Below are 24743 nucleotides of genomic sequence, written 5' to 3'. Positions count from 1 at the left end.
GTGACACGGATTGCGCTAGGAATCCAGTACGACGGCTCGGCATTTTGCGGCTGGCAGTCGCAGCCGCATGGCAAGACGGTCCAGGATGCGCTCGAAAGAGCGCTCCGCGAATTTGCGCAGACGCCCCTGCAGACCGTGGTGGCCGGCCGTACCGATACCGGCGTGCACGGCCTCGGACAGGTCGTGCATTTCGACACCGAACTGGATCGTACGGATTTCTCGTGGGTGCGCGGCACCAATGCGTTTCTGCCCAAAACGGTCGCGGTTCAGTGGGCGAAGCCGATGCCGGAGACGTTCCACGCGCGCTTTTCGGCGTTCGAGCGGACCTATTACTACGCGCTGTACGTCCACCCGGTCCGCTCGCCGATGCTGGCCGAACGCGCCGGCTGGGTGCACACGCCGCTCGACGTCGAGGCGATGCGCGCCGCCGCCGCTTATCTGATCGGCGAGAACGATTTTTCAGCGTTCCGTTCGTCGGAATGCCAGGCGAAAACACCAGTCAAGCATCTGTACCAGATCGACGTGCGGCAGCAGGGCGACTTCATCCACTTCCGCTTCCGCGCCAACGCCTTCCTGCACCACATGGTGCGCAATCTGATGGGCTGTCTCGTGGCAGTCGGACGTGGGCGCTATCCTGCGGCGTGGATGGCCGATGTGCTGGCGAGCCGCGATCGCAATCAGGCCGCCCCTACTTTCATGCCTGACGGCCTATATCTCGCGCAAGTGGGCTATCCTCAGGAATTCGCGGTGCCCGCTGCGCAGGCGGCCAGTGTGCCGTGGAGTACCGTTTGGACCGAATCAGCGCAATCATGAATTCAACCACCTTGAACCAGCCGGCCGCGGCCGGCGCACCCCAGCAGGAGGGCGCGACGCAAGCCGCGGCGCCCCATCGGACCCGCATCAAGCTGTGCGGGTTGTCGAAGCCCGAGGACGTGGCCCACGCCATCGACCTCGGCGCGGATGCTATCGGCCTCAATTTCTATCCGCCCAGTTCGCGCTCGATTAACGTAGCGCAGGCGCTCGAACTGGTGCGGGACGTCCCGCCGTTCGTGTCGGTGGTAGGGCTGTTCGTGAACGCGTCGCCCGAGTGGATGCGCGAGGTGGTAAGCAACGTTCCGCTCACCCTGCTACAGTTCCACGGCGACGAGACGCCTCAGCAGTGTGAGGCGCTCGCCAGCGTTGCGGGTTTGCCTTGGTTGCGCGCTTTGCGGGTTGAGGCCGATACTCAGCAAGCCGATTTGGTAAAATCGGCACTTAACTATGCAGCTGCCAGCGCTCTTCTGTTCGACACCCATGTCGAAGGCTATGGCGGCGGCGGGAAGGTTTTCGATTGGTCACTTATTCCAGCAGAGCTCGCGCGTCGGGCCGTTTTGAGTGGTGGGTTGAACGCGCAAAACGTCAGTGATGCGATTCATCGCGTGCGCCCGTACGCGGTCGATGTCTCGAGCGGCATCGAAGTAGCGGGCGCCAAGGGCGTGAAAGATCATGCCCGGATGGCGGCGTTCGTACGCGCAGTGCGCGCGGCGGACGCAGAGTGATTCCGCCGGAGCCGGCCTCGCACGAAGCGGGCGGTCCGGTACACTGAGAAGAGTGACACCATGTATAACTTGCCCGATGAACGAGGCCATTTCGGCCAATTTGGCGGCGTGTTCGTCGCTGAAACGTTGGTCCATGCACTCAACGAGCTGCGTGAAGCCTACGAAAAATTCCAGAAAGACCCCGAGTTCGTTGCTGAATATGAACGCGAACTGAAGCACTTCGTTGGCCGTCCTTCCCCGATTTATCATGCTCAGCGCTGGAGCGAACTGCTTGGCGGCGCTCAGGTTTTCCTCAAGCGTGAAGACCTGAATCACACTGGCGCCCACAAGATCAACAACGTAATCGGCCAGGCCCTGCTCGCCAAACGCATGGGCAAGAAGCGAGTGATCGCGGAAACCGGCGCGGGGCAGCACGGGGTCGCCACGGCGACCATTGCTGCCCGCTTCGGCATGGAGTGCGTGGTCTACATGGGTTCGGAGGACGTACGCCGGCAGGCCGCCAACGTGTATCGCATGAAACTGCTTGGCGCTACCGTTGTGCCGGTCGAATCGGGATCCAAAACGCTGAAAGACTCGCTCAACGAAGCAATGCGCGACTGGGTCACCAACGTCGAAAGCACGTTCTACATCATTGGCACGGTCGCGGGTCCGCATCCGTATCCGATGATGGTGCGCGATTTCCAGCGCGTGATCGGCGATGAGTGCAAGGTGCAGATGCCCGAACTGGTCGGCCGTCAGCCGGATGCGGTAATCGCGTGCGTGGGCGGTGGATCTAACGCGATGGGCATCTTTTACCCATATATCGATGACAAAGAAGTGCAGTTGATCGGCGTTGAAGCTGCCGGGGATGGCCTCGACACGGGTCGCCATGCGGCTTCGCTGATCGGCGGTAGCCCGGGAGTCTTGCACGGTAACCGCACCTATCTGCTGCAGGACGAAAACGGCCAGATTATCGAGACGCATTCGGTGTCGGCGGGTCTCGACTATCCGGGCGTCGGCCCGGAGCACGCCTGGTTGCACGAAACTGGCCGTGCGCAATACGTCGGCATCACCGACGAAGAAGCGCTCAAGGCGTTCCACGATTGCTGCCGGATCGAGGGCATCATTCCGGCGCTCGAATCGAGCCACGCGCTGGCCTATGCGGCCAAACTCGCGCCGACCTTGCCGAAGGACAAGTGCCTTCTGGTGAACCTGTCGGGTCGCGGCGACAAGGACATGCACACGGTCGCTGAGCGATCGGGTATCACGTTCTGAGCGCCGCGACGATGCGCGACGAGTTCGACGAGCCGCAACCGGCGATCGACGACCCCGAGGCTGGAGCGACTGAGGCCGCGATGGCCGAGGCTGTAACAGCTCAAGCCGAAACGCCCCAGGTCGAAGCAACCGAGGCGCCTGCATTGGCGTCTCCGGCTGCTTTGCCTGTGGTGCCCGCCGGTATTCAGCTCTTGAACCGCGATTTTCTGACCGATGTGGCGAACCTGCCGGATGCGTCGATCGACCTGATCCTTGCCGATCCGCCGTATGGGCTCGGCAAGGACTACGGCAACGACTCCGATATGCGTTCGGGCGACGACTTTATCGCCTGGACGCGTAGCTGGCTTGAGCTGGCGATCCCGAAGCTCAAGCCGTCCGGTTCGCTGTATATCTTTTGCACGTGGCAATACGCACCGGAAATCTTCTGCTTCCTGAAGACTCGTCTCACGATGGTCAACGAGATCATCTGGGACCGGCGCGTGCCGAGCATGGGCGGCACCACCCGTCGCTTCACGTCCGTGCACGACAACGTCGGCTTTTTCGCGGTGTCGAAGGATTACTACTTCGATCTCGATCCCGTCCGCATCCCGTACGATGCCATCACGAAGAAGGCGCGTTCGCGCAAGTTGTTCGAAGGCAGCAAGTGGCTGGAGCAAGGCTATAACCCGAAGGATGTCTGGTCGGTATCGCGCCTGCATCGGCAGCATGCCGAGCGGGTCGATCACCCGACCCAGAAACCTTTGGAGATCGTCGAGCGGATGGTGCTCGCGAGCTGCCCGCCGGGCGGCCGCGTGCTTGACCCGTTCATGGGTAGCGGCACCACGGCAGTCGCTTGCGCACGTCAGAGGCGCGAATTCGTCGGCTATGAAATTAATGAAAGTTACTGCGCGATAGCGCGTGAACGCGTCAGCGCGGCCGCGCCGGTTGCGCTGACCGAACCCGCCACGCCCGTTGCATCTGTGGATGTTGAAACCTGAGCTAACGCCCCTAAGCGCGTATATAGCGCCGAACAGGTTGTAAAAATCAGGGAATAGGCTCCAAAAAGCAACGAACGCGCAGCTAACTATTTTCGAGAAAATTTCCATGTCCCGTATCAAGAACACATTTGCAGCATTGGCTGCGCAAGGCAAGAAAGGACTGATCCCATTCATGACGGCGGGCGATCCGGATCCGGCTCGCACCGTCGAGTTCATGCACGCGCTGGCCGCCGGCGGCGCGGACGTGATCGAACTGGGTGTCCCGTTCTCCGATCCGATGGCCGACGGCCCGGTCATCCAGGCCTCGTCGGAGCGCGCGCTGGCGCATGGCGTCTCGCTGCGCCACGTGCTGGCCGACGTGAAGAAGTTTCGCGAGCGCGATGACAAGACGCCGGTCGTGCTGATGGGCTATGCCAATCCGATCGAACGGATGGGCGTTGAGGCGTTCGCTGCAGCGGCGCAGGAAGCCGGCGTGGATGGTGTGCTAGTGGTCGATTATCCGCCGGAAGAGTCTGTGATCTTCGCCGAAAAGATGCGATCTTCTGGCATCGACCCTATCTTCCTGCTCGCCCCCACGTCGACTGACGATCGCATCGCTGAAGTCGGCAAAATCGCCAGCGGCTACGTCTACTATGTGTCGCTGAAAGGGGTCACCGGAGCGGCAAATCTGGACGTTTCCAGCATCGCGAGTAAAATCCCCGCCATCAAGTCGCGCGTTCCCCTGCCGGTGGGCGTCGGTTTTGGCATCCGGGACGCCCAGACAGCGCGCTTGGTGGCCGAAGTCTCCGATGCCGTCGTGATCGGCAGCCGTATCGTGCAATTGCTCGAAAAAGCCGCACCGGAGGCAGCCGCCGAGACGCTGACGCGTTTCATCGCGGAGATCCGCGAGGCGCTCGACGGCATTGGCGCGACCGCCCGATAACCGTTATTTTTTGTCTGCTGTAGGCTTGCGGCGGGGTTTATCCCCGCCGTTGTGCGTACCGAAGACCCAAGAAGGAATCACCATGAGCTGGCTCGACAAGCTGCTGCCACCCAAAATCAAGCAAACCGATCCGAAAAACCGTAAAGGGATTCCGGAAGGCCTGTGGATCAAGTGCCCGTCGTGCGAAGCGGTGCTGTACCGCAACGACGTCGAGGCCAATCTGCACGTGTGCCCGAAGTGCGACCATCACATGCGCATCGGCGCACGTGAGCGCCTCGACGGTCTGCTCGATCCGGAAGGCCGCTACGAAATCGGCCAGGAGATCCTGCCGGTCGATGCACTCAAGTTCAAGGACAGCCGCAAGTACCCGGAACGCCTGAAAGAGGCGATGGATGAAACCGACGAAACCGACGCGATGGTCGTCATGGGTGGCGCGATTCACACGCTGCCGTGCGTGGTGGCCTGCTTCGAGTTCTCGTTCATGGGCGGCTCGATGGGTTCGGTAGTCGGCGAGCGCTTCGCACGCGGCGCGCAGAACGCACTCGAGCAGAACGTGCCGTTTATCTGCTTCACCGCTTCGGGCGGCGCGCGGATGCAGGAAAGCCTGTTGTCGCTGATGCAGATGGCCAAGACCACGGCAATGCTGACCAAGCTGTCCGACGCCAAGCTGCCGTTCATCTCGGTGCTGACCGATCCAACCATGGGCGGCGTGTCGGCGAGCTTCGCGTTCCTCGGCGACGTGGTGATCGCGGAGCCGAAGGCGCTGATCGGCTTTGCCGGCCCTCGAGTGATCGAGCAAACCGTGCGCGAAAAGCTGCCGGAAGGCTTCCAGCGTGCCGAATTCCTGCTGACGAAGGGCGCGGTCGACATGATCGTCGATCGTCGCAAGCTGCGTGAGGAAATCGCGCGTCTGATGGCTCTGATGTCCCGCCAGCCGGCTGACGCGGTAGCCTGAACGAACGCAGCGAACGTAACGAACGCAGCTGCCACAAAAGCCTTCGATGCCGCGCTACACAGCACGGCAGTGTAAAAACAGCGCGCCGCGAGAGGTCATCAAGCGGCGCGCTGTCATTTCCGGGATAATCGCGGTCTCGCGCAAGTTCGCAACACCGCCTAACCGACGCAGCAGATGACCACCACATTCCCGACTCTCGACGCCTGGCTCAAGCACCTCGAATCCGCGCATCCGGTCGGTATCGACATGGGGCTGACGCGGATCAGCAAGGTGCGCGACGCGCTGCAACTGTCGTTCGACTGCCCGGTGATCACGGTGGGCGGCACCAACGGCAAAGGCTCGACGTGTGCGATCCTCGAAACGATCTTGCTGCGCGCAGGTTATCGAGTGGGTTGCCACACTTCCCCGCATCTCCTTACGTTCAACGAACGGGCGCGGGTAAACGGCGAGGTGGCGAGCGACGCCGACCTGCTGGCACATTTCGAGGCGGTCGAAGCGGCGCGCCTGAGCCTCGCGGAACCGGTCTCGTTGACGTACTTCGAATTCACGACGCTGGCCATCATGCATCTGTTTGCCGCGAGCGGGCTGGATGCGGTCATTCTCGAGGTGGGCCTCGGCGGACGTCTCGATGCGGTCAACATCCTCGACGCCGATTGTGCGATCGTCACGAGCATCGACATCGATCACACCGAATACCTCGGCGATACGCGCGAGAAAATCGGCTTCGAGAAAGCCGGCATTTTCCGCGCCGGCAGGCCGGCGATCTGCGCGGACCCGGTGCCGCCACAAACGCTGATTGATCATGCAGAAGCGATCGGAGCCGATCTATGGCTCTTCGGCCGCGATTTTCGCTATGAAGGCCAGGCCGGCAGCGAGCGTCAGCAATGGAGCTATGTGGGCCGCACGCTGCGCCGCTCAGCGCTCGCCTACCCGGCGCTGCGCGGCGCGAATCAGCTCATCAATACCTCCGCCGCGCTGGCGGGCCTCGAGGCTTTGCGGGACCGTCTGCCTGTTTCCGCGCAGGACATCCGTCTGGGTCTGGCGAACGTCGAACTGGCGGGCCGTTTTCAGGTGCTGCCGGGCAAACCGGCCATCGTCCTCGATGTTGGTCACAACCCACATGCTGCTGCAGTTTTATCGCAGAATCTCGGCAATATGGGTTATTTTCCGTACACGTATGCCGTATTTGGCGCGATGCGCGACAAGGACATCGCTGGCGTGATCGAACACCTGAAAGGCGAAGTCGCCCATTGGTGCGTAACCGGTCTGCCGAGCCCGCGAGCGGCGTCCGCCGAGTTTCTCGACGCCACCCTGCGCGAGTGCGGTGTGACGGATGGCCCCGATAGCAGCATCACGCGGTTCGAATCGCCGGCCGAGGCTTTCCAAGACGCGCTAAAACGGGCCTCGGAGAATGATAGAATCGTGGTTTTCGGCAGTTTCTATACGGTAGCCGGCGTAATGGCCTACCGTAAATCGCAGCAACACTGAACGGGCGGCAGCCTCGAACCAAGCCATTCATGGGAATTTTCTCGTTCGGCAAGAAAGACGACACGCCTACCCGGCGTGGCGCAAATACGAGTTCCACCCGGGCCGCCCGTGGCGAGCGCGTGGAGCGGCGAACCACCCGCCGCACGGAACGGCCTGACGCTGATGCAATGCTGCTCGACCCTACGTTGCCTGAAAAACAGCGCGCGCGTCGCCGCCTGGTAGGCGCGATAGCCATGGTGGTGGCAGCGGTCGTGATCCTGCCCATGGTGCTGGATTCGCATCCGAAACCTGTAACGGACGATATCGCCATCGATATCCCCACCCGTCCGGCGCCCAAAGCGGCCGCTGCCGATGAAGACACCCAGGCAGGTGTCGCACCTGATAATCCGGCCCCAGATAGCGCGAATAGCGCCCTCGCAGCCTCCGGCGTAGCGCCGGCTCCGGCCGCGCCCGCTCCGACAAACACCATGACGCAGCAGGGCACGGCCGCTGCACCGGCGCAAGCCGGCAAGAGCAGCAAGTCGCAAGCGTCCGCTGTGGCGTCGACGCAAGTGCCTGCTTCGAAGAAACCGTCTAAGCCGACCCCTGCGCCGACTCAAAGCGCCGCCAACACGAACAATACGAACGCCACCGCGACCACAAGCAACCCCGACGCGGCCGCCGCAGATGCCGATTCCGGCACGCCGGCCTCGCCGCCGGGCAGCCGTTTCGCGGTGCAACTGGGTTCGTTCCCGGACGACGCGAGCGCGAAAGCCTGGACGTCCAAGTTGAAAGCAGCGGGAGTGCCCGCATATATCGAGCACAGGAAACAGGCTGACGGCACGACCCGTACGCTTCTGCGCGCAGGCCCGTTCGCTGACCGGACCGCCGCCTCGGCAGCGATTGCGAAGGTCCGTGAAGCCGGCCTGACGTCGGGCTCGAACAACGGCTCGGCACAGTAAGTCAGCGATGTTCACTGCCTTCGACTACGCTGTAATGGCGGTGATAGGTTTGTCGGCCCTGCGGGGCGGTTGGCGCGGTTTTCTGTCCGAGATATTCGGGCTGATCGGCTGGGTTGCAGCGTTTTTGATTGCCTGCCATTTCGTCGGCTATGTGGTGCCGTATATGCCCGCCAGGTGGCCGGGTGGCGCTTTGACTCAATGGCTGCTGGCTTTTGCCTTGCTGGTGATCGGCGTGATGCTGGTGGTGGGTGTCGCCAACGCGCTGTTGAGCCGGCTCGTGCAGGCGTCCGGTTTGAGCGGTGTGGACCGCTCGCTGGGTTTGATGTTCGGCCTCGTTCGCGGGGTCATCCTGGTGCTGATTCTGGTCGCCCTCGCAGGCCTGACCGAACTGCCCCAGCAGGAATTCTGGCGCAACGCCTTGTTGCGGCCCTACGCGGTCCAAGGCGTGCACGAACTGAAACCGCTGCTTCCCGAGACACTCGCTGCTTACGTCCGTGTGTGACGATCACAAGCCGGCGAGGCGTTGCAGGAAGTACGCAGGACATCGGCGCGACCCGGATGCTTCCCCGGCACCGGCCGCCGTCACGAATTTCGTACCTTTGAAGGACATGCCATGTGCGGCATCGTAGGCGTAGTTTCCCAATCTCCGGTCAATCAGCTGATCTATGACAGCCTGCTGCTCCTGCAGCACCGCGGTCAGGACGCAGCCGGCATCGCGACGGCGAACGGCAGCAATTTCCACATGCACAAGGCTAACGGCATGGTGCGCGACGTGTTCCGCACGCGTAACATGCGCAGCCTGCCCGGCAACACTGGCATCGGCCAGGTGCGGTACCCGACGGCCGGTTCGGCGTCGAGTGAAGAGGAAGCCCAACCGTTCTACGTGAACGCACCGTTCGGCATCATCCTCGCTCACAACGGCAATCTGACCAACTGGCAGCAACTGAAAGACGAGATGTTCCGCGTCGACCGCCGCCACATCAACACCAATTCCGATACCGAAGTGCTGCTCAACGTGCTCGCGCACGAACTGCAACTCTCCACTTCCGGCCTGCAAATCGATCCGGCATCTGTGTTCAAGGCGGTCTCGGGCGTGCATCGCCGCGTGCATGGTTCGTATGCGATCGTTTCGCTGATCGCCGGCTACGGCCTGCTGGCTTTCCGCGACCCGTTCGGTATCCGCCCGCTGTGTCTGGGCAAGCAGGAAACGGCGCATGGCGTGGAGTGGATCGTTGCATCGGAATCGGTAGCCATTGAAGGCATCGGCTTCGAATTCGTGCGCGATGTGGCGCCGGGCGAAGCGCTGTTCATCGACATCGAAGGCAATCTGCATTCGCAACAATGCGCGCCGAACGCGAGCCTGAATCCGTGTATTTTCGAACTTGTGTATCTCGCACGTCCGGACTCGGTGCTCGATGGCGTGCCGGTCTACAACGTGCGTCTGCGCATGGGCGATTACCTCGCAGAGAAGATCAAGCGTGAATTGCCGGATGTGCCGATCGACGTGGTGATGCCCATCCCCGATTCGTCGCGCCCTGCGGCAATGCAGGTCGCCAAGAAGCTCGGTGTTGAATATCGCGAAGGCTTCTTCAAGAACCGCTACGTTGGCCGCACGTTTATCATGCCGGGCCAGGCTGTGCGCAAGAAGTCGGTGCGCCAGAAGCTCAATGCGATGGCGATCGAATTCAAGGGCAAGAACGTGCTGATCGTGGACGACTCGATCGTGCGCGGCACGACCTCGCACGAAATCGTGCAGATGGCCCGCTTCGCCGGCGCGAACAAGGTCATCTTCGCCTCGGCGGCGCCGCCGGTGAAATTCCCGAACGTCTACGGTATCGACATGCCGACGCGCGGTGAACTCGTCGCCCACGGCCGCACCGATGATGAAGTCGCACGCATGATCGGCGCGGATCACCTGGTGTACCAGGACGTCGAGGCCCTGAAGCAGGCTGTGCGCGACATCAACCCGGCGCTGAAGGAATTCGAAGCGTCGTGCTTCGACGGCAACTACATCACCGGCGACGTCACCACCGAATACCTCGACCGCATTGAAACCGCGCGTCTCGCACCGTCCGCGCAATCGGACCGCGACACCGCCAGCGAAGCAATGGAAGGTGGTGCAGCGCGCTCGCAACTGCACCTGCAACTGTCGGTGGAGTAATCCATCGCACGGGGCGCGTGGGCCATGCAGATGCACGCCGCGCGCCACGCATGTTAGGATAGTGGCTTGCGTCGATTTGATCTCAGCTTGCGGACGCGGGGCAACCCAAAACAGCTAAAGCGAACGGTGGAAATGTAGCAACCGTCCGCCGCCGCTCCAGCTTTCCCCCGCACATGAAGCCCGCTTATGCCGACGCAAAGCGGGCTTTTTTGTTGCCGGCGCGTTTGACGTTCATCCAGCTTGACGATGGACGGCAAGCAATACGCGTTAAGCGCCGGTCTGGAAAACGTGGCAACACGTGACGACACGTGGAAAATGGAACTAGAACCAACATGGACGACTCCCTGAATTTCGACACCCTCGCAGTCCGCTCGGGCACGCTGCGTAGCGACTTCAACGAGCATTCGGAAGCGATTTTCCTGACGTCGAGCTTTGTGTTCACAAGCGCCGCCGACGCTGCCGAACGCTTCAAGAATTCCGAGGACAACTACACCTACTCGCGCTTCACGAACCCTACGGTCACGATGTTCCAGGACCGTCTGGCCGCGCTCGAAGGCGGCGAGGCTTGCATCGCGACGGCCTCGGGCATGAGCGCGATCATGTCGGTGGTGATGTCGGCGTTGCAGGCTGGCGATCACCTCGTCAGCTCGCGGAGCCTGTTCGGTTCGACACTCGGCATGTTCTCGCAGATCTTCAGCAAGTTTGGCATTGTGACTACGTTTGTCGATCCGACGGATCTGGACGCGTGGAAAGAAGCCGTGCGTCCCGAGACGAAGATGTTCTTCCTTGAAACGCCATCGAATCCGCTGACCGAGATCGCCGATATCGAAGCGATCGGCAAGATTGCGAAGGCGTCGAACGCGTTGTTCGTGGTCGACAACTGCTTCTGCAGCCCGGCGCTGCAGCAGCCGTTGAGGCTCGGCGCGGACGTCGTGATGCATTCGGCCACCAAGTTCCTCGACGGCCAAGGCCGCGTGCTTGGCGGTGCGCTGGTCGGCTCGAAGCAGTTCATCATGGAAAAGGTGTTCCCGTTCGTGCGCAGCGCCGGGCCGACACTGTCCGCGTTCAACGCGTGGGTGTTGCTCAAGGGCATGGAAACGCTTTCACTGCGCGTTGAAAAGCAGTCCGATAACGCGCTGGAAATCGCCCGCTGGCTTGAAGCGCATCCGGCGGTGAATCGCGTGTTCTATCCGGGACTGGAATCGCATCCGCAGTACGAAATTGCCAAACGTCAGCAGAAAGCGGGTGGAGCGGTTGTGTCGTTCGAGTTGAAGGGCGACACGCCCGAAGCGCAGCGTGCGAATGCATGGCGCGTGATCGACGGTACGAAGATCTGTTCGATCACCGCAAACCTCGGCGATACGCGCACGACCATCACCCATCCTGCTACGACGACGCACAGCCGCATCACGCCCGAAGCGCGTGCGGCAGCGGGCATTTCGGAAGGGCTGATTCGTCTGGCGGTCGGGCTGGAGAATGCGGGCGATATCCGCAACGATCTGGCGCGCGGCCTGGCGGGGTAAATCTCAGGTCGTAAGTTGTTTTCGGGCCCGCAGCTGGGGTCAGTGGCGTACGGCGCGCCATTGACCCGGCGCGAGCCCAAAACGCCGCGTAAAAGCGTGCGTATAGGCGCTTTGATCGCCGAAGCCGACATCAAGCGCGATATCGGTCAACGAATGCCGGGGATCCGCGAGCAGGGTGATCGAGGTATCGAGCCGCAGACGCTGCAGATAGCGATTCGGCGTCTCACCGAACGCTTCGATGAACAACTGATGGAAACGCCGCATGCCGAAGCCGCAATGCGCGGCAAGATCGGCGATGCGTAACGACTCCGACAAATGCGCGCGTAACCAGCGGTCGATGCGTGCGAAGTCGAGACCTGCGCCCAGCGCGCCACTGACCGTTGCGGATCGCGTCGTACCGGCGTCCGCCAGCATGGCCGCGCACAAACGCGCGGCGGCATCCCAGTGAAACCGCCGCGTGCTCAGATCGTCAGCGGCCGGTGTGTGGCCCATCGCACTTGCGGCAATGCAATGCACAAGCTGCCTCAACGAAGCATCCACCGACACCGCCCGCGCGCGGTCAAATAAACGCTCCGGCACAGCCATCGACGCCGCGGGCAAATCGAGCACCAGTTGCCGGTTCTCGCCGATGCCCGCGTAGTCATGCTGCGCGCCAGCGGGAATCAGCCACGCCGAGCCTGAATCGATCTGCTGGCCGATGCCATCCACCGTCATCACCATCGCGCCGTCGAGCCCCAGCACGACCTGATGAAAGTCGTGCAGGTCCGTGGCTTCAATCGCACCATAACGGCGCAACGAAACGCTGGGGGCGGTGACGGCAGCGTGGCTCATCGGCAGGCAAGCGGGGAAAACTTAGACGTCGAGCAGTTCGACTTCGAACACGAGCGTCGCATTCGGCGGAATCACGCCGCCTGCACCGCGCACGCCGTAGCCGAGTTGCGGCGGAATCGTCAGCTTGCGCACGCCGCCCACCTTCATGCCCTGCACGCCTTCGTCCCAACCCTTGATGACCATGCCGCCGCCCAGCACGAACGCAAACGGATCATTACGGTCCTTGCTGGAGTCGAACTTCTGGCCGTCGGTCAACCAGCCCGTGTAGTGGACGCTGACGGTCTGGCCGGCTTTCGCTTCAGCGCCGGTGCCTTCGGTCAGATCTTCGTATTTAAGGCCGGAATCGGTAGTCACGGTCGACATGAGTTGCTCCTTGGGACAAGTCGTAAAAACCGACATTGTAGGCGTTTGAGGCGGCATCGCCCAGAACACCCGGGTTCTTGCCGGGCATGCGGCGCATGAGCGGACAGTGCGACGCATTGGCGACACAACTGCGTCCTGATTCGCGAGGGAGCGTGCCTATAATGAGGACTCTGTTCATCCATATGCACTGCCTAGAGGGCCCAGATCGTGACAACGTCTTCCACCGGAGCCGGCAGCGGCCAGCAGACCGCTTCCGGCGCTTCCTTGTCCGAACGCACTGCGCATCTGTGCGCAGAGGCTGCGCTGTTCATGCGCGACCACGTGCTGTCGCTGGTCTCGCATGATTTACGCGGTCCGCTAAATGCGATCCACAGCTGGGCGTATGTGCTCGAGCGCAAGCTCGACGCCAACGACCCTGCCGCGCAGCGCGCCATCGTCGGTATCCGTAGCGGGGTGGATCAACAGGTCAAGCTGCTGGAATCGATCGTCGATACGACCCGCGCGGGAACGCGCAACCTGGCGCTTGCCCGCTCGCCGTTTCCGCTGCAGGCTTTGTTCTCGGATTCGGCTGACGAAGTGCGTTCGGGACTCGCGAGGTCGCGCGGTGTGTCGGTCGCGTTCGACTCGGGTCTTTCCACCGAGCAGTTCAGCGGCGACCGCGAGCGTCTCGCCGCGGCGCTGTGGCTTATGCTCACGTTCGCGGTCGAAGCGAGCGCGGATGGCGCGAAGGTCACGCTTGCGTCCAGTGCCGACGCCACCGCATGGCACGCGCTGGTCACCTTCGATGCAAGTCCGGCCGTCCTTGACGATCCTGCGCTCCCACACCTGCTCGAACCGTTCGCACGTACCCAGGCGCGCGCACCGCGCGAAGCGGGCCGGATCGCGTGGGTGCTGGCGCTGTGCAAGCGTGTGGCCGAAGCGCACGGCGGCACCTTCGAGCAAGGCGAGATGCAGGACGGCCAACCGGCGACGCTTGCACTGCGCATTCCGCTCGCCGCGCCTTAAAGGCACAGTGCCAGGCGGCGCGCAAACTTCGTCGTCCGCCGAAACTCTTTCATATTGCTTTCGCCCCTATACTGACGACTTTTGTTGCCGGAGCCTTTTCACTTGACTCAGGTCTTCGCCCTTATCGGCGCGTTGTTGCTCGTTGCGCTCAACGGGTTCTTTGTCGCGGCCGAATTCGGCCTGGTGAAGCTGCGGCAAACGCGCGTCAAGAGTCTCGCCGCGCAACACGGCGTGCGCGGCCGCTTGCTGGCGAGGGTGCATGGGCATCTGGACTCGTACCTGTCGGCGTGCCAGCTCGGTATCACACTCGCTTCGCTGGGCCTTGGCTGGATCGGTGAGCCGGCCTTCGCGGATCTGCTGACGCCGGTATTCCGCGTGCTGGGGATCGAATCGGAGAACGTGATTCACGGCGTCTCGCTGTTCTTCGCTTTCTCGTGCATTTCGTTCCTGCATATCGTGGTGGGCGAGCTGGCGCCGAAGTCACTGGCGATCCGTCAGTCCGAGAGGCTTTCGCTGTGGGCTGCCACGCCGCTGTACGCGTTCTACTGGACGATGTATCCGGCTATCTGGGTGCTCAACACCAGCGCCAACGCGGTGCTTCGTCTCGCGGGCCTGACGGCGGATCATGGCGGCGACGCGCATTACTCCACCGAAGAACTGAAACTGATCCTGCGTGGCCGCCATGCCAATATCGCACCCGGCGTGGGCGCGACTGAAGGCGCGTATAGCCAGGACGAATGGAACACGATCGCGCATTCGCTGGACTTCTCGCGCATGACGGTTTCCGATCTGATGCGGCCGGCTCACGAGATGGTCGGACTGCGGCGCGATCTGCCGTTGCGCGAAAACATGCAGGTGGTGGCGCGGCATCGCTTCAGCCGCTATCCGCTGTTCGAAGACGACTCAGGCGAGCGCGTGGCCGGCATGATCCACTTGAAGGATTTGCTGTTGGCACGCCAGGCAGGGAGCACGCTCGACGATCTCTCGAAGTATGTGCGCCCGGTTCAGTACGTGAAACCGGATATGCCCGCGCTTGAGCTGTTCCGACGGTTCCGCAAGGGCGCGCCGCATATGGCGCTGGTAGGACACAAGAACGCGGCGCCGATCGGCTTTCTCACGCTCGACAATCTGCTTGGCGCGCTCGTCGGGCAGATTCACGACGAATTCCGCCAGGGCGATGCCGACTGGACGCGGATGGACGACGGCACGCTGATGGGCAAGGGCAGTTTGCCGGTGGTGTCGCTGGAACGGGCACTGGGGATCGATATTGACGAGGGGCGGGCCGAATCGGTCGGCGGTCTGGTGATCCAGGCACTCAACGATATTCCAACGGAGGGTAAGCGCGTGGAGTTCGATCGCTTCGATATCGTCGTCAAGAAGATGAAGGGGCCGCGCATTCTGCTGGTGCGGGTTTATCCAAAACACTTTGATGATGAGGGCGGTTAAGGGGCGCCTGCTATGGGATATCTGCTTGTACTGGGCGTAGGTCTGCTGGCGGGCATGCTAAGCGGCGTGATCGGCACAGGTTCGTCGATGATGTTGATGCCCGTGCTCGTCATGCTGTTCGGTCCGCAGCAAGCGGTGCCGATCATGGCGATTGCCGCCATCATGGGCAATCTCGGCAAGGTCCTCGCGTGGTGGCGTGAAGTCGACTGGCGAGCCTGCGCGGCATATTGCTCGACTGCGGTGCCGGGCGCTGCGCTTGGCGTGCGTACGCTGCTGGCGTTGCCGCCTCATGCCGTCGAACTCGCCCTTGGCATCTTCTTCTTGGCGATGGTGCCGACACGGCGCTGGCTCGCGCGTCGTTCCATCAAGTTCTCGCTGTTGCATCTCGCCTTGATTGGCGGCGTGGTGGGTTTCCTGACGGGCATCGTGGTTTCGACCGGGCCGATTACCGTGCCGGTGTTCATGTCGTACGGGCTCGTGAAGGGTGCGTTTCTCGCCACTGAGGCCGCGGGTTCATTGGCGGTGTACGGCACCAAAGTCGCTGTGTTCAAGCACTTTGGCGCGTTGCCCTTGCATGTGATATTCGATGGCCTGATTACAGGTTCGGCGCTGATGGCCGGCTCGTTTGCCGCGCGCCACGTGGTGGTGCGCATGAGTCCGAACACGTTCAAGCTGGTGGTCGACGGGTTGATGTTGTCCTCGGGTCTGTCGCTGCTGTGGGCGGCCGGGCGGTAGACGGTAGCCCTGCAACGTGAGGCAACGGCCGCGGTCGACGCTTGCCGCCTTCAACCAACAGAAGCCTCGAACACTCGCCGGTAATTACCGCCAAGAATCATCCCCACCTCTTCGTTGCTGAAGCCTTCCGCCAACAACGCATCGGCCAGCGACGGCAATTGCTCATAGCTGCGAAACACCGGCGGCAAGATGAAGCCGAGCATATCCGAGCCTAACCCGACATGTTCGACGCCCACCACATCGGCCATGCGTTTGTAGCCGTGCGCCATGGCCTGCAGATCGGCGAACGTTCCTGAACTCGGCCACACGCCGATCACGCCGCCGGTGCCTGCGATCACGCGCGCATGGTCAGGTGTGATAAGACGGCTACGCGCTGATGGGTGAGTCGCCAAGGCGGTATGCGAAAGGATGAGTGGCTTCGTCGTTGTGTCGGCGGCGCGCTTGACCAGATCGTAAGTGCCGTGCGCAACGTCCACGACAATGCCTAGCTGGTTGCAACGGCGCACCACGTCCGCGCCGAAGTCGGTCAACCCGCCGTGCACCGGCGGCTCGGTCTGAATATCGCCGAGTTCGTTGACCCGGTAATGTGTGAGCTGCAGATGGCGCAGTTGATGCAGCGTATAGGCTTCATCGACGCGATCGACTTGACCTTCCAGAAAGTCCGCACCCTCAGCGGCGATGATGACACACGGACCTGCTTTTGCGTTCGCAGACAGCGACGCCGTGTTCGTCACAACCTGCATCTGCTCGCGTTCAACCAGCTCATGGGCACGTTTGAATTCAGCTTGCCCGAGAGCATATAGTTCGCCATCCTGAGGAATGCGCCATGCTTCGATACGCTTGTGGTCTGCAGTGACGTGAGTCACTGTAGTGTCCGTGACGATGGCGAGGCAGATGACGTTCATGCCGCCGGCGCGCATCGGAGCGGCGAGGGGCAGGAAAGGACGATTCGCGCCGATCGCCGGATCGCGCGAGACAATTACGCGTCCGGCGTGGCTGTGCATGTCCATGGTCAGCGTGTCGGGAGTGCGCCAGGCGAGCGTGCTATCCGACGCTTGAGCAGCGCTCGACGCAGCGGCGTCCGAAGCCCCGGCATGGACTGCCCCCGCATCCGGTTTCTCGGTGTAACCGGCGAAGCGCCCAGGCGCGCAGGCCGCGAGCCCCAGCGCAGCGCCTGAAGTGAGAAACGCGCGACGACTCGCGCTGCGCGGTGCACGTTCAGGCTGCAAATCGAGTGGTGTGGCATCAATGAGTTGATAGCGCCAACCCGCAGGATCGTCGATCAGTCGTTGCAAGCGCCCCGCGAAAGTGACGGCCTGCTCCTGCGGCGCGCAAGGCGCGGCAGCATACACCTCGATGGACGACAGCGGATCGCGCGGCAAACAACCGCCGCAGCAAGGAGCATCCGCCGCCAAAAGAAAATAGTCGGCTTTATCCGCTGTGGCGTCGAGCGGGATCATCCAGCCGGATAGTTCGACGATCGCGCCGTGCAGTGCATCGGCTTTGCCGCTACGGATACTCGACCAGTCCAGCGTCATAGGCTTTCTCGCAGTCAAGGTTGCAAGGTGGCCGTTAGACTCGCCGATGAGCATCAGTCGGCTCTGGCGTGCAAAAACACTAAGCTCGCGGCACCCCGTCCTCTACCAGCACGGCTACCGGCATCGTCGCCAGTGCGTCGCGCAGATAGAGCACGCCATTGTCCTCGACTTTGGGCGCGGCGGTGCTCATCCAGTCGAACAGCGCACGTGATGTTAACTCATCCGGCATCGCGACCGCAGTATCGTCCCACTGTGCCGTATCAACGAGCGGTAAATCGCTATCTGCGTCCAGCAAACCCGCAGCGAGATGCGTGACGATGATCACGGCCCATGCGTTGTTATGCCTGCGCGCAAACGCGACCACGTGTGCCGCGTGCTTGCCCGTGACCGTCAGCGGCAGATATGCGCCATCGCTCAGTAACGAGGGCAGATGCGCGCGCAACGACAGCAAGCGCTGTATGACGCCCAGCTTGACGCGTCCGCTGCGCCATTCTGGCAAAAACTCGGACGGCGGTGTCTCAACGAGCCACGCCTGGCGCTGTGCGAAATCGACGGGACGCCGGTTGTCGGGATCGACGAGGCTGAAATCCCACAACTCGGTGCCTTGATACAGATCCGGGACGCCTGGTGACGTGAGCCGGAGCACGGTCTGTTGCAGGCTATTGATCGCACCGGCCTGGCTAATGCGTGCCACCAATCCGGAGAGCTCGCTCAGGAAGCCGTCGCGTCGTTGCGGTGCGAGGATATCGAACAGGAAATCGCGGCAGGCGTTCTCATAAGCTTCGTCAGGCGCAAGCCATGACGTGCGCAGTTTCGCTTCGCGCAGTGCCTTCAACTGCCATTGCGCGACCCGTTCAGCCAAGGCCTTGACGCCGGCTTCGTCGTCGGGCGAAAGATTGGGCGGCCAGCAGCCCACCAGCGTTTGATACAGCATCGCCTCGGCCGCTGGACCGGGCGCCCAGTCGTGGTCCATGGTGCTTACACTGCCGTCGGGCGCGCGGCGCTGTGGCGCGTTTAGCGTCGACCATGCGCGCAGCGTTGCGCTCCAGTCCTGAGCGATTTCGCTGAGCACTGCAAGACGGGCGCGTACGTCCTCGCCGCGTTTGTGATCGTGCGTAGCGGTCGCAAGCATCGCATGCGGGAAATGTCGCGCGCGTTCGAGGTTGGATGTATGAAACTGATCGACCGAAATGGCGAACTCAGCCGGGTCCGAACCCACCTCATTGCGCGACAACAGGCGCCCATAGCGATAACACGCCGTATCCTCGACCGCTTTTGCGGCCACAGGCGCAGTCAGTTGCGAAAATAACGTCTGCGCAGTGCGTCGCGACGATCCCGAGTGGCTGAGCGGCGCGTTGTTCGAACCAGGCTGCGCGCTGGCGGCTGAACGAACCGGCGCGGCATCTTCAGCTGCGCTGCCGCCTAACCAGGCGTCGACCTGTTCCAATGTGGCATGATCGGCAGGCGAGAGCGTCTGTTTGGCGCCAGCCAGCGCCTGGTTGTAATAGACGTTGTCGGCTTCGGTACGCAGACCATTCTGCGGATACACCCGATACACGGGGAAGTGCACCACGAGTTCGGTCAGCACGCGGCGCAATGCAGTGAACGTAAAGTCGCGCGTACCGAGCGAATCGCGCGCGATCCGGTGCAACGCCCGCGCTGCGCGGTCCAGTTCTGCCGAGAGGTTCTCCGCGAGAATCTTGCGTCGCGCCATCATTGCTTCATCGGCGAAATTCGCACTCCTTCCGCTCAGCTCGGCCCATGTCGTAGCGAGCGGTTCGGCGCCGGCCGGATCGTGCAAAAGCGCGCCGACGTCGGTCATAAAGTCGTAGCCGGTCGTGCCGTGGACGGGCCAGTCGTCGCGCAACGGCTCGCCGCGCGCGAGGATCTTCTCGACCACGATATACGGTTCGCCTTCGCGCAATTCGTTGAGCCGCTGCCGCAGCCGCTGGCAGTACTCACGCGGCTCGGCGAGGCCGTCCACGTGGTCGATCCGCACCCCGTCGATCACGCCTTCCGCGTAGAGGCGAAACGGCAGCGCGTGCACCGCGTCGAACACTTCGGGCCGCTCGACGCGCACGCCTGCCAGCGTGCTGATGTCGAAGAAACGCCGCCAGTTCACTTCGTCCGACGCGGTGCGCCACCACGCGAGCCGGAAGTGCTGCCGTTCCAGCAGACGATGCAGCCGATCGCGTGTGACCGCCTCGCCGGGCGCATAGTTTGCCAGCGCCGCGTCGATCGCTGCCGTACCGTTCTGCGCGACGAATTCGCGTAGCAACTCGCACGCTTCGGCGGCGCGGGGCTGGTCTGCGGGCTGCGTGGTCAAGCCCTGAAAGCGTTCGGCGAGTGCACCCAGATCGGCGCGTTCGGCGCTTTGCAGAATCGACGCATAGTCGATCGGACAGATCGGTCCCACGTGAGGTCCGTAGCTCACGTAGAAGCGTCCTGTATCGGCGGCGAAATGCAGCTCGATCCGGCCGGCCGCGAGTTCGTCGCCGTACGGTGCGCCGAGACACGGCATCAGCACCTTGCCGCGCAATGCCGGATCGGGCGAATGCCAGTCGATGTCGAAATGTCGCGCGTGGGCGCTGTGACGCCCCCACTCGAGAATATCGAGCCACCATGCGTTGCTCGATCCGCCCACACCCATATGGTTCGGAACCACATCGATAATCAGTCCCATGCCGCATTCGCGCAGTTTGTCGACGAGCCGTTTGAGGCCCGCTTCGCCGCCGCATTCGGCGCTCACCTGGGTGTAGTCGACCGTGTCGTAGCCGTGCATCGAACCCGGCTCGGCTGTTGTGATCGGCGACGCGTACAGATGGCTGACGCCGAGCGCAGCGAAGTATTCGACGCGTGCGAGCGCATCATCGAACGTGAAGTCCTTGTGGAACTGAAGCCGGAGTGTGGAACGCGGGACTGTCATGGTGTGTCGGGCCCCGAAGAAGCGGTGGTGGAATGGGAAGCTGAAGTGGCGGAGGCAGAAGCCGGGGTGGCAGCCGAAGCAGCGGTGCTGCGCGCCCGGTCGACCGCCAGCAGCCGGTCGCTGAAGGCCGGCTCGTCGAACAGCTCATCGATCGGCAGCACGAGACGCCGGCGCCAGTTCGGATGCTCGTCGATCGAGCCCGGCAGGTTCGGTTGATCTTCGAGCGCGAGCAGATCCTCGAGCGGATACGTGACGAGCGGCGACGGCGTAGCGGCAACGAAGGCAAGCGCTTCATCCACAGGTGCGCTTTCGGGCGGCGGCGCGGGCACATCCTTCGCGGCGACGCCTGCTTGCTGGAACGCATCCCACAGTAAAGCGCGATCCTCGGCACGCTCGGCTTGCGCCACTTCGACAGGGTCGCGGCCATCGGCGCGCGGCATGGTCTGGCCGATGCGGTTGCGCCAGGTGATGTCGGCGCCGCGCCACCATCCGGTGACGGTCGGCAGGTCGTGGGTGGTGGTCGTGCCCACTGCATTGCGATCCCAACGATTCGGCGGTTTGAAGCCTTTGCCCGATTCGCTGCCTTCGAACCACAGCACGCGAATGCCCTCGATGCCATGCTCGTCGAGCCGCTCGCGGAAGCCCGGCGGTACTGTGCCGAGATCTTCGCCAATCACGATCGAGCGATGGCGCCACGATTCGAGCGCGATTAGCCGCAGCATGTCTTCGAGTGGATAGCGCAGATACGCGCCGTTAGCCGCGCTTTCGCCATCGGGCACGAGCCACAGCCGGCGCAGTCCGAGAATGTGGTCGATGCGCACGCCGCCCGCATGCGCAAACGCGGCGCGCAGCATGTCGATGAACGCCGAAAAACCCTGGGTGCGCATGGCACGCGGCGAGAACGTGGTGAGCCCCCACGCCTGACCGGCCTGGTTGAACAGATCCGGCGGTGCACCGACCGACACGCCTTGCAGCATGTCGTCGCGATACGACCACGCATGGCTGCCCGCGCTGTCGCAGCCGACGGCGAGGTCCGCGATCAGGCCGACCGCCATTCCCGCATCGCGGGCCGCGAGCTGGGCTTGCGAGAGTCCCTTGGCGGCGAGCCATTGCAGGAACAGATAAAACTCCACCTCATGCCGGTTCGCGTTGGCAAACGCTTCGACTTCCGTGCTGCGCGGATCGCGCAACGCTTCGGGCCAATTACGCCAGTGTCCGTTGGGCTCGGCTTGGGCAAGCTGTACCGCCTGCAACGCTTCAAAGCGCGCGTGATCTTCCAGCGAGCGGCCGCCGTGCACGCAGAACGCGTTGAATTCGAGCGCAAGCGGCGCGTCTTGAGCGCGATCGTGCACGCAGAACTGTTCGAACAATGTGCGCAGCACCTTCAGCTTCAGCCGGACCGCCTTCGGCCAGTCGATCAGGTTCAGCCTTTCCAATTGCGTCCACGTATCGCCGGCTTGGGCTGCTTCAATCGCAGCGCGTGCCGCTTGCGCGCCGAACACAGCCTCGACATCGATATGCGTGACGTTGAGCCACAAGCGTGACGACGGCGAATACGGACTGAAGCGCTCCGGCTCGGCGCTGAACATCGCATGCGTGGGGCTAACGGCGAGCGCGTGGGCGCCGCGCTTCGCACTCTCGACGGCGAGACGCGCCAGCGCGGAATAGTCGCCAATACCGCCGTCGCCGGTGCGGCGCAAGCCGTAGAGTTGTGCAGCCACACCCCACAACGGCGGCATCGGCTCGTTCCGCGACGCCTGCCATGCATCCGCCACGGTATAGCAGCGTGCCGGCGCGACCGCGAGCGTGACGCGGTGATCGTTGATGATGAGCGTGTGATAACCGGGTTCATCGATCGGCGACAGCAGCGCCGCTTCGCCTTTTGGCGCCGTGAAGCGGCCATCGATCTGCGAACCGCTTTCGAGTTCGATCCGATAGTGGCTGCCGGATTTGATCGCGGCCAGCGGCAGCGCGATGCCGCGCTCGCACTCGGCGGTCATCAGCGGCGGCAGCTTGCGGCCGGACAGTTCTGCTTCGAGCGCCGCGGTGCTCTGGCGCGTCTGGGTCGCGTTGCCGCACGGCAGACCCATGCGGTCGAGCAGCACGGAGAGCGTGCTTTCGGGTACGCGCTGCGTAACGTGGTGCGCATTTTCCCATTCGACTTCGAAGCCGGCGCGGGCGGCGAGGTTGTCGATTGAACCGGCGGGGCGACGAGCGGGGCTCATGCGTGCCACTCCCGTTCGATCACCTCGCGCGCATCGTGAGTGTTGGCGTATTCGCAGACGTCGCCAGTCATCCACGCGATACACGTATGCGACGGCAGCTGATGGTCCTCGATACGATCGCGCGCCCGCGGTGGGGTCTCGAAGATTACCTTGCCTGGGGGTATGTCGGAAAGCTTCACGTCGTCGGAACCCAGATTGAGCGCAATGGAAAGCGTCTCGCCATCGCCAAGCCGCCAGCGGGCGACAAGCGCGTTGGTGTCGCTGCCGTCCTGCGCAGTGAGCACGCTTGCGCCGAGTGCCTTTGAATGCTCGAGGCGCGGTGTAATCAGCTTGGCGCGCACGGCGAGCGCGGATTTGTAGAAGTGCATCCAGTCGAGTCGTTCCTGAGCGTTAGGGTGTGCAGCGTTATCCACGGGCGGTGACGATGCGGCGAAGGTCTGCGGCGCGTTGGGGTCGGGAATCTGCGCGCGGCGTTTTTCGTCGCTAAAGGAAGCGAAGCGCGCGAACTCGCGGCGCCGTCCTTCGCGCACGGCGTCGGCGAGGTCACCCGCGTAGTCGGTGAAGAAGAGGAATGGCTGGTCGGAGCCGAATTCCTCGTCCATGAACAGCAGCGGAATCTGCGGGGATAGCAGCAACAGGGCGGTGGCAGCTCGCAGCGCGTCTGGAGTGCTGAGCTTGCGCAGACGCTCGCCAAAGGCACGGTTGCCGATCTGGTCATGATTCTGCAGGAACATCACGAACGAAGTGGGCGACATGTGTCCGCTTGGTTCGCCGCGCGGCTTGCCGTCGTGGATCGGTGAAGGCTCGCCCTGGTATACAAAGCCCTCGCCAAGCACACGCGCCAGTTTGCGGATCGGCTGATCCGCAAATGCGTGGTAATAGCCTTCGGTTTCGCCGGTCAGCAAAACGTGCAGCGTGTTGTGCGCATCGTCGTTCCACTGCGCATCGAAATGCGTTTCGAGCAGACTGGCCGAGTTGTGCTCGTTTTCGAGCACCAGATGCACATGACGACCATGCCTCACCTTGGCGCGAATATGGTCCGAGAGATCGCGCAGCCAATCGTGATTGTCGATGGCGTGCACGGCGTCGAAGCGCAGGCCATCGAAGCGATACTCGTTGATCCAGTAGAGCGCGTTATCGCAGAAGAAATCGCTGACTTCCGTGCGATTGAAATCGATCGCCGGTCCCCAGGGCGTATGCGTGCCTTCGCGAAAGAACGGCTTGGCGTACTGATGCAGATAGTTACCGTCGGGGCCGAAGTGGTTGTAGACGACGTCGAGGAACACGTTAAGACCGAGACCATGGGCCGCGTCGATCAGCGCTTTCAACTCGTCGGGGCGGCCATAGGCCGAATCAGGGGCGTAAGGCAGCACGCCGTCGTAGCCCCAGTTTCGTTCACCCGGAAAGTCGTTTAGCGGCATCAATTCAATGGCCGTCACGCCCAGTTCGGCAATCGCAGGCAGACGTTTCATCACGCCGGCATAGCCGCCGAGCGTGCCGACATGCAATTCGTACAAGACGGTCTCTTCCCACGGCCGACCATGCCAATGCGCGTGCTGCCATGTGTAGGCGCGCGGATCGATCACTTCGCTCGGACCATGCACGTCCTGCGGCTGGAAGCGCGATGCAGGATCGGGCACGGCCAGTTCACCGTCGAGCCGGTAGCGGTACAAGGTGCCCACGCCGCAATCGACCTCAGTTTCGAACCAGCCGTTACCGGTCGGCGTCATTTCGTGCGTGCCGGCAGCAGCCGCCGCGCCTTCGATCTCTACCTGTACCGCCTTGCACGACGGCGCCCAGAAGCGAAAGCGCGTGCGCGGCCTGGCGCTCGCTGCGCCGAGTAACTGCGCGCCGAACGGCAGGCAATGCGCATGATGACGCGCATGAGGATCAATCGGACTTTCGGACATGATTC

The 24743-nt window shown here is 62.8% G+C and carries 20 protein-coding genes; 14 read left to right on the top strand and 6 right to left on the bottom strand.

Going from position 1 to position 24743, the window contains the following annotated elements:
- The 11 genes from truA (at position 1) to P3T20_RS36185 (ending at position 11759) form a co-directional block, all read left to right on the top strand.
- A complete protein-coding gene (gene truA / locus P3T20_RS36235) occupies positions 1 to 813 on the top strand; it encodes a tRNA pseudouridine(38-40) synthase TruA (protein ID WP_074269234.1) in 813 nt (270 codons plus the stop codon).
- Complete coding sequence (locus P3T20_RS36230; protein ID WP_074266606.1) at positions 810 to 1538, top strand: phosphoribosylanthranilate isomerase; 729 nt, start codon at positions 810 to 812, stop codon at positions 1536 to 1538. The genes truA and P3T20_RS36230 overlap by 4 nt, the downstream gene beginning before the upstream one ends.
- 60 nt (positions 1539 to 1598) lie before the next feature.
- A complete protein-coding gene (trpB, locus tag P3T20_RS36225) occupies positions 1599 to 2792 on the top strand; it encodes a tryptophan synthase subunit beta (protein ID WP_074266605.1) in 1194 nt (397 codons plus the stop codon).
- An 11-nt stretch (positions 2793 to 2803) separates the two neighbouring features.
- Positions 2804 to 3769, top strand: a complete 966-nt coding sequence (locus tag P3T20_RS36220; RefSeq protein WP_074266604.1) for a DNA-methyltransferase — start codon at positions 2804 to 2806, stop codon at positions 3767 to 3769.
- A 106-nt stretch (positions 3770 to 3875) separates the two neighbouring features.
- Positions 3876 to 4691, top strand: coding sequence for a tryptophan synthase subunit alpha (trpA, locus tag P3T20_RS36215; RefSeq protein WP_074266603.1), 816 nt, complete (start codon positions 3876 to 3878; stop codon positions 4689 to 4691).
- 82 nt (positions 4692 to 4773) lie between these two features.
- Positions 4774 to 5646, top strand: coding sequence for an acetyl-CoA carboxylase, carboxyltransferase subunit beta (accD, locus tag P3T20_RS36210; RefSeq protein ID WP_074266602.1), 873 nt, complete (start codon positions 4774 to 4776; stop codon positions 5644 to 5646).
- 174 nt (positions 5647 to 5820) lie between these two features.
- On the top strand, positions 5821 to 7134 hold the full coding sequence (gene folC, locus P3T20_RS36205) for a bifunctional tetrahydrofolate synthase/dihydrofolate synthase (protein ID WP_074266601.1): 1314 nt from the start codon (positions 5821 to 5823) through the stop codon (positions 7132 to 7134).
- A gap of 29 nt (positions 7135 to 7163) precedes the next feature.
- Positions 7164 to 8075, top strand: coding sequence for an SPOR domain-containing protein (locus P3T20_RS36200; protein WP_074266600.1), 912 nt, complete (start codon positions 7164 to 7166; stop codon positions 8073 to 8075).
- Between the two features lie 7 nt (positions 8076 to 8082).
- A complete protein-coding gene (locus tag P3T20_RS36195) occupies positions 8083 to 8577 on the top strand; it encodes a CvpA family protein (RefSeq protein ID WP_074266599.1) in 495 nt (164 codons plus the stop codon).
- A 111-nt stretch (positions 8578 to 8688) separates the two neighbouring features.
- A complete protein-coding gene (purF, locus tag P3T20_RS36190) occupies positions 8689 to 10236 on the top strand; it encodes an amidophosphoribosyltransferase (protein WP_074266598.1) in 1548 nt (515 codons plus the stop codon).
- A gap of 332 nt (positions 10237 to 10568) precedes the next feature.
- Positions 10569 to 11759: an O-succinylhomoserine sulfhydrylase gene (locus tag P3T20_RS36185; protein WP_429289434.1), complete on the top strand. Its 1191-nt coding sequence runs from the start codon at positions 10569 to 10571 to the stop codon at positions 11757 to 11759.
- Positions 11760 to 11798: 39 nt separating this feature from the next.
- Here P3T20_RS36185 and P3T20_RS36180 read toward each other — a convergent pair whose 3' ends face one another.
- Together P3T20_RS36180 and P3T20_RS36175 are read right to left on the bottom strand one after the other, a co-directional pair.
- Positions 11799 to 12590 carry a helix-turn-helix domain-containing protein gene (locus P3T20_RS36180; RefSeq protein ID WP_429289433.1) on the bottom strand — a complete coding sequence of 264 codons (792 nt, stop codon included), beginning with the start codon at positions 12588 to 12590 and terminating at the stop codon, positions 11799 to 11801.
- A gap of 21 nt (positions 12591 to 12611) precedes the next feature.
- Complete coding sequence (locus tag P3T20_RS36175) at positions 12612 to 12953, bottom strand: FKBP-type peptidyl-prolyl cis-trans isomerase (RefSeq protein ID WP_122157632.1); 342 nt, start codon at positions 12951 to 12953, stop codon at positions 12612 to 12614.
- A gap of 207 nt (positions 12954 to 13160) precedes the next feature.
- Between P3T20_RS36175 and P3T20_RS36170 the strand changes: the two genes are divergently transcribed.
- The 3 genes from P3T20_RS36170 (at position 13161) to P3T20_RS36160 (ending at position 16139) form a co-directional block, all read left to right on the top strand.
- Positions 13161 to 13958, top strand: a complete 798-nt coding sequence (locus P3T20_RS36170; protein ID WP_074266594.1) for a sensor histidine kinase — start codon at positions 13161 to 13163, stop codon at positions 13956 to 13958.
- Between the two features lie 102 nt (positions 13959 to 14060).
- Entirely contained in the window at positions 14061 to 15404 is a 1344-nt protein-coding gene (locus tag P3T20_RS36165; RefSeq protein WP_429289432.1) for a hemolysin family protein, read from the top strand.
- Between the two features lie 12 nt (positions 15405 to 15416).
- Positions 15417 to 16139, top strand: coding sequence for a sulfite exporter TauE/SafE family protein (locus P3T20_RS36160; RefSeq protein WP_074266592.1), 723 nt, complete (start codon positions 15417 to 15419; stop codon positions 16137 to 16139).
- 50 nt (positions 16140 to 16189) lie between these two features.
- On the opposite strand, the gene P3T20_RS36155 is transcribed toward P3T20_RS36160, so the two are convergent.
- From P3T20_RS36155 to treZ, 4 genes are all read right to left on the bottom strand, one after another.
- Positions 16190 to 17677 carry a dipeptidase gene (locus tag P3T20_RS36155; RefSeq protein WP_429289431.1) on the bottom strand — a complete coding sequence of 496 codons (1488 nt, stop codon included), beginning with the start codon at positions 17675 to 17677 and terminating at the stop codon, positions 16190 to 16192.
- Between the two features lie 79 nt (positions 17678 to 17756).
- Positions 17757 to 20603 (bottom strand): malto-oligosyltrehalose synthase, encoded by a 2847-nt coding sequence (gene treY, locus P3T20_RS36150; RefSeq protein WP_429289430.1) that lies wholly within the window; start codon positions 20601 to 20603, stop codon positions 17757 to 17759.
- Entirely contained in the window at positions 20600 to 22828 is a 2229-nt protein-coding gene (gene malQ, locus P3T20_RS36145) for a 4-alpha-glucanotransferase (protein ID WP_429289429.1), read from the bottom strand. Before malQ ends, treY begins: the two co-directional genes overlap by 4 nt.
- Positions 22825 to 24738, bottom strand: coding sequence for a malto-oligosyltrehalose trehalohydrolase (gene treZ / locus P3T20_RS36140; protein ID WP_429289428.1), 1914 nt, complete (start codon positions 24736 to 24738; stop codon positions 22825 to 22827). Before treZ ends, malQ begins: the two co-directional genes overlap by 4 nt.
- Between the last annotated feature and the right edge of the window lie 5 nt (positions 24739 to 24743).

Origin of the sequence: Paraburkholderia sp. GAS206C, from assembly GCF_050435645.1 — a bacterium.
Classification (GTDB): Bacteria; Pseudomonadota; Gammaproteobacteria; order Burkholderiales; family Burkholderiaceae; genus Paraburkholderia; species Paraburkholderia phenazinium_B.
This window is presented reverse-complemented; position numbering and strand designations above follow the sequence as displayed.

Excerpts from the sequence above, each read along its gene's own strand:
- P3T20_RS36175 (WP_122157632.1), bottom strand. The coding sequence starts at position 12,953 with ATGTCGACCGTGACTACCGATTCCGGCCTTAAATACGAAGATCTGACC.
- treY (WP_429289430.1), bottom strand. The coding sequence starts at position 20,603 with ATGACAGTCCCGCGTTCCACACTCCGGCTTCAGTTCCACAAGGACTTC.
- P3T20_RS36200 (WP_074266600.1), top strand. The coding sequence starts at position 7,164 with ATGGGAATTTTCTCGTTCGGCAAGAAAGACGACACGCCTACCCGGCGT.
- P3T20_RS36195 (WP_074266599.1), top strand. The coding sequence starts at position 8,083 with ATGTTCACTGCCTTCGACTACGCTGTAATGGCGGTGATAGGTTTGTCG.
- P3T20_RS36220 (WP_074266604.1), top strand. The coding sequence starts at position 2,804 with ATGCGCGACGAGTTCGACGAGCCGCAACCGGCGATCGACGACCCCGAG.
- treZ (WP_429289428.1), bottom strand. The coding sequence starts at position 24,738 with ATGTCCGAAAGTCCGATTGATCCTCATGCGCGTCATCATGCGCATTGC.
- folC (WP_074266601.1), top strand. The coding sequence starts at position 5,821 with ATGACCACCACATTCCCGACTCTCGACGCCTGGCTCAAGCACCTCGAA.
- P3T20_RS36180 (WP_429289433.1), bottom strand. The coding sequence starts at position 12,590 with ATGAGCCACGCTGCCGTCACCGCCCCCAGCGTTTCGTTGCGCCGTTAT.
- trpA (WP_074266603.1), top strand. The coding sequence starts at position 3,876 with ATGTCCCGTATCAAGAACACATTTGCAGCATTGGCTGCGCAAGGCAAG.
- accD (WP_074266602.1), top strand. The coding sequence starts at position 4,774 with ATGAGCTGGCTCGACAAGCTGCTGCCACCCAAAATCAAGCAAACCGAT.
- P3T20_RS36185 (WP_429289434.1), top strand. The coding sequence starts at position 10,569 with ATGGACGACTCCCTGAATTTCGACACCCTCGCAGTCCGCTCGGGCACG.
- P3T20_RS36155 (WP_429289431.1), bottom strand. The coding sequence starts at position 17,677 with ATGACGCTGGACTGGTCGAGTATCCGTAGCGGCAAAGCCGATGCACTG.
- malQ (WP_429289429.1), bottom strand. The coding sequence starts at position 22,828 with ATGAGCCCCGCTCGTCGCCCCGCCGGTTCAATCGACAACCTCGCCGCC.
- purF (WP_074266598.1), top strand. The coding sequence starts at position 8,689 with ATGTGCGGCATCGTAGGCGTAGTTTCCCAATCTCCGGTCAATCAGCTG.
- P3T20_RS36230 (WP_074266606.1), top strand. The coding sequence starts at position 810 with ATGAATTCAACCACCTTGAACCAGCCGGCCGCGGCCGGCGCACCCCAG.
- trpB (WP_074266605.1), top strand. The coding sequence starts at position 1,599 with ATGTATAACTTGCCCGATGAACGAGGCCATTTCGGCCAATTTGGCGGC.
- P3T20_RS36160 (WP_074266592.1), top strand. The coding sequence starts at position 15,417 with ATGGGATATCTGCTTGTACTGGGCGTAGGTCTGCTGGCGGGCATGCTA.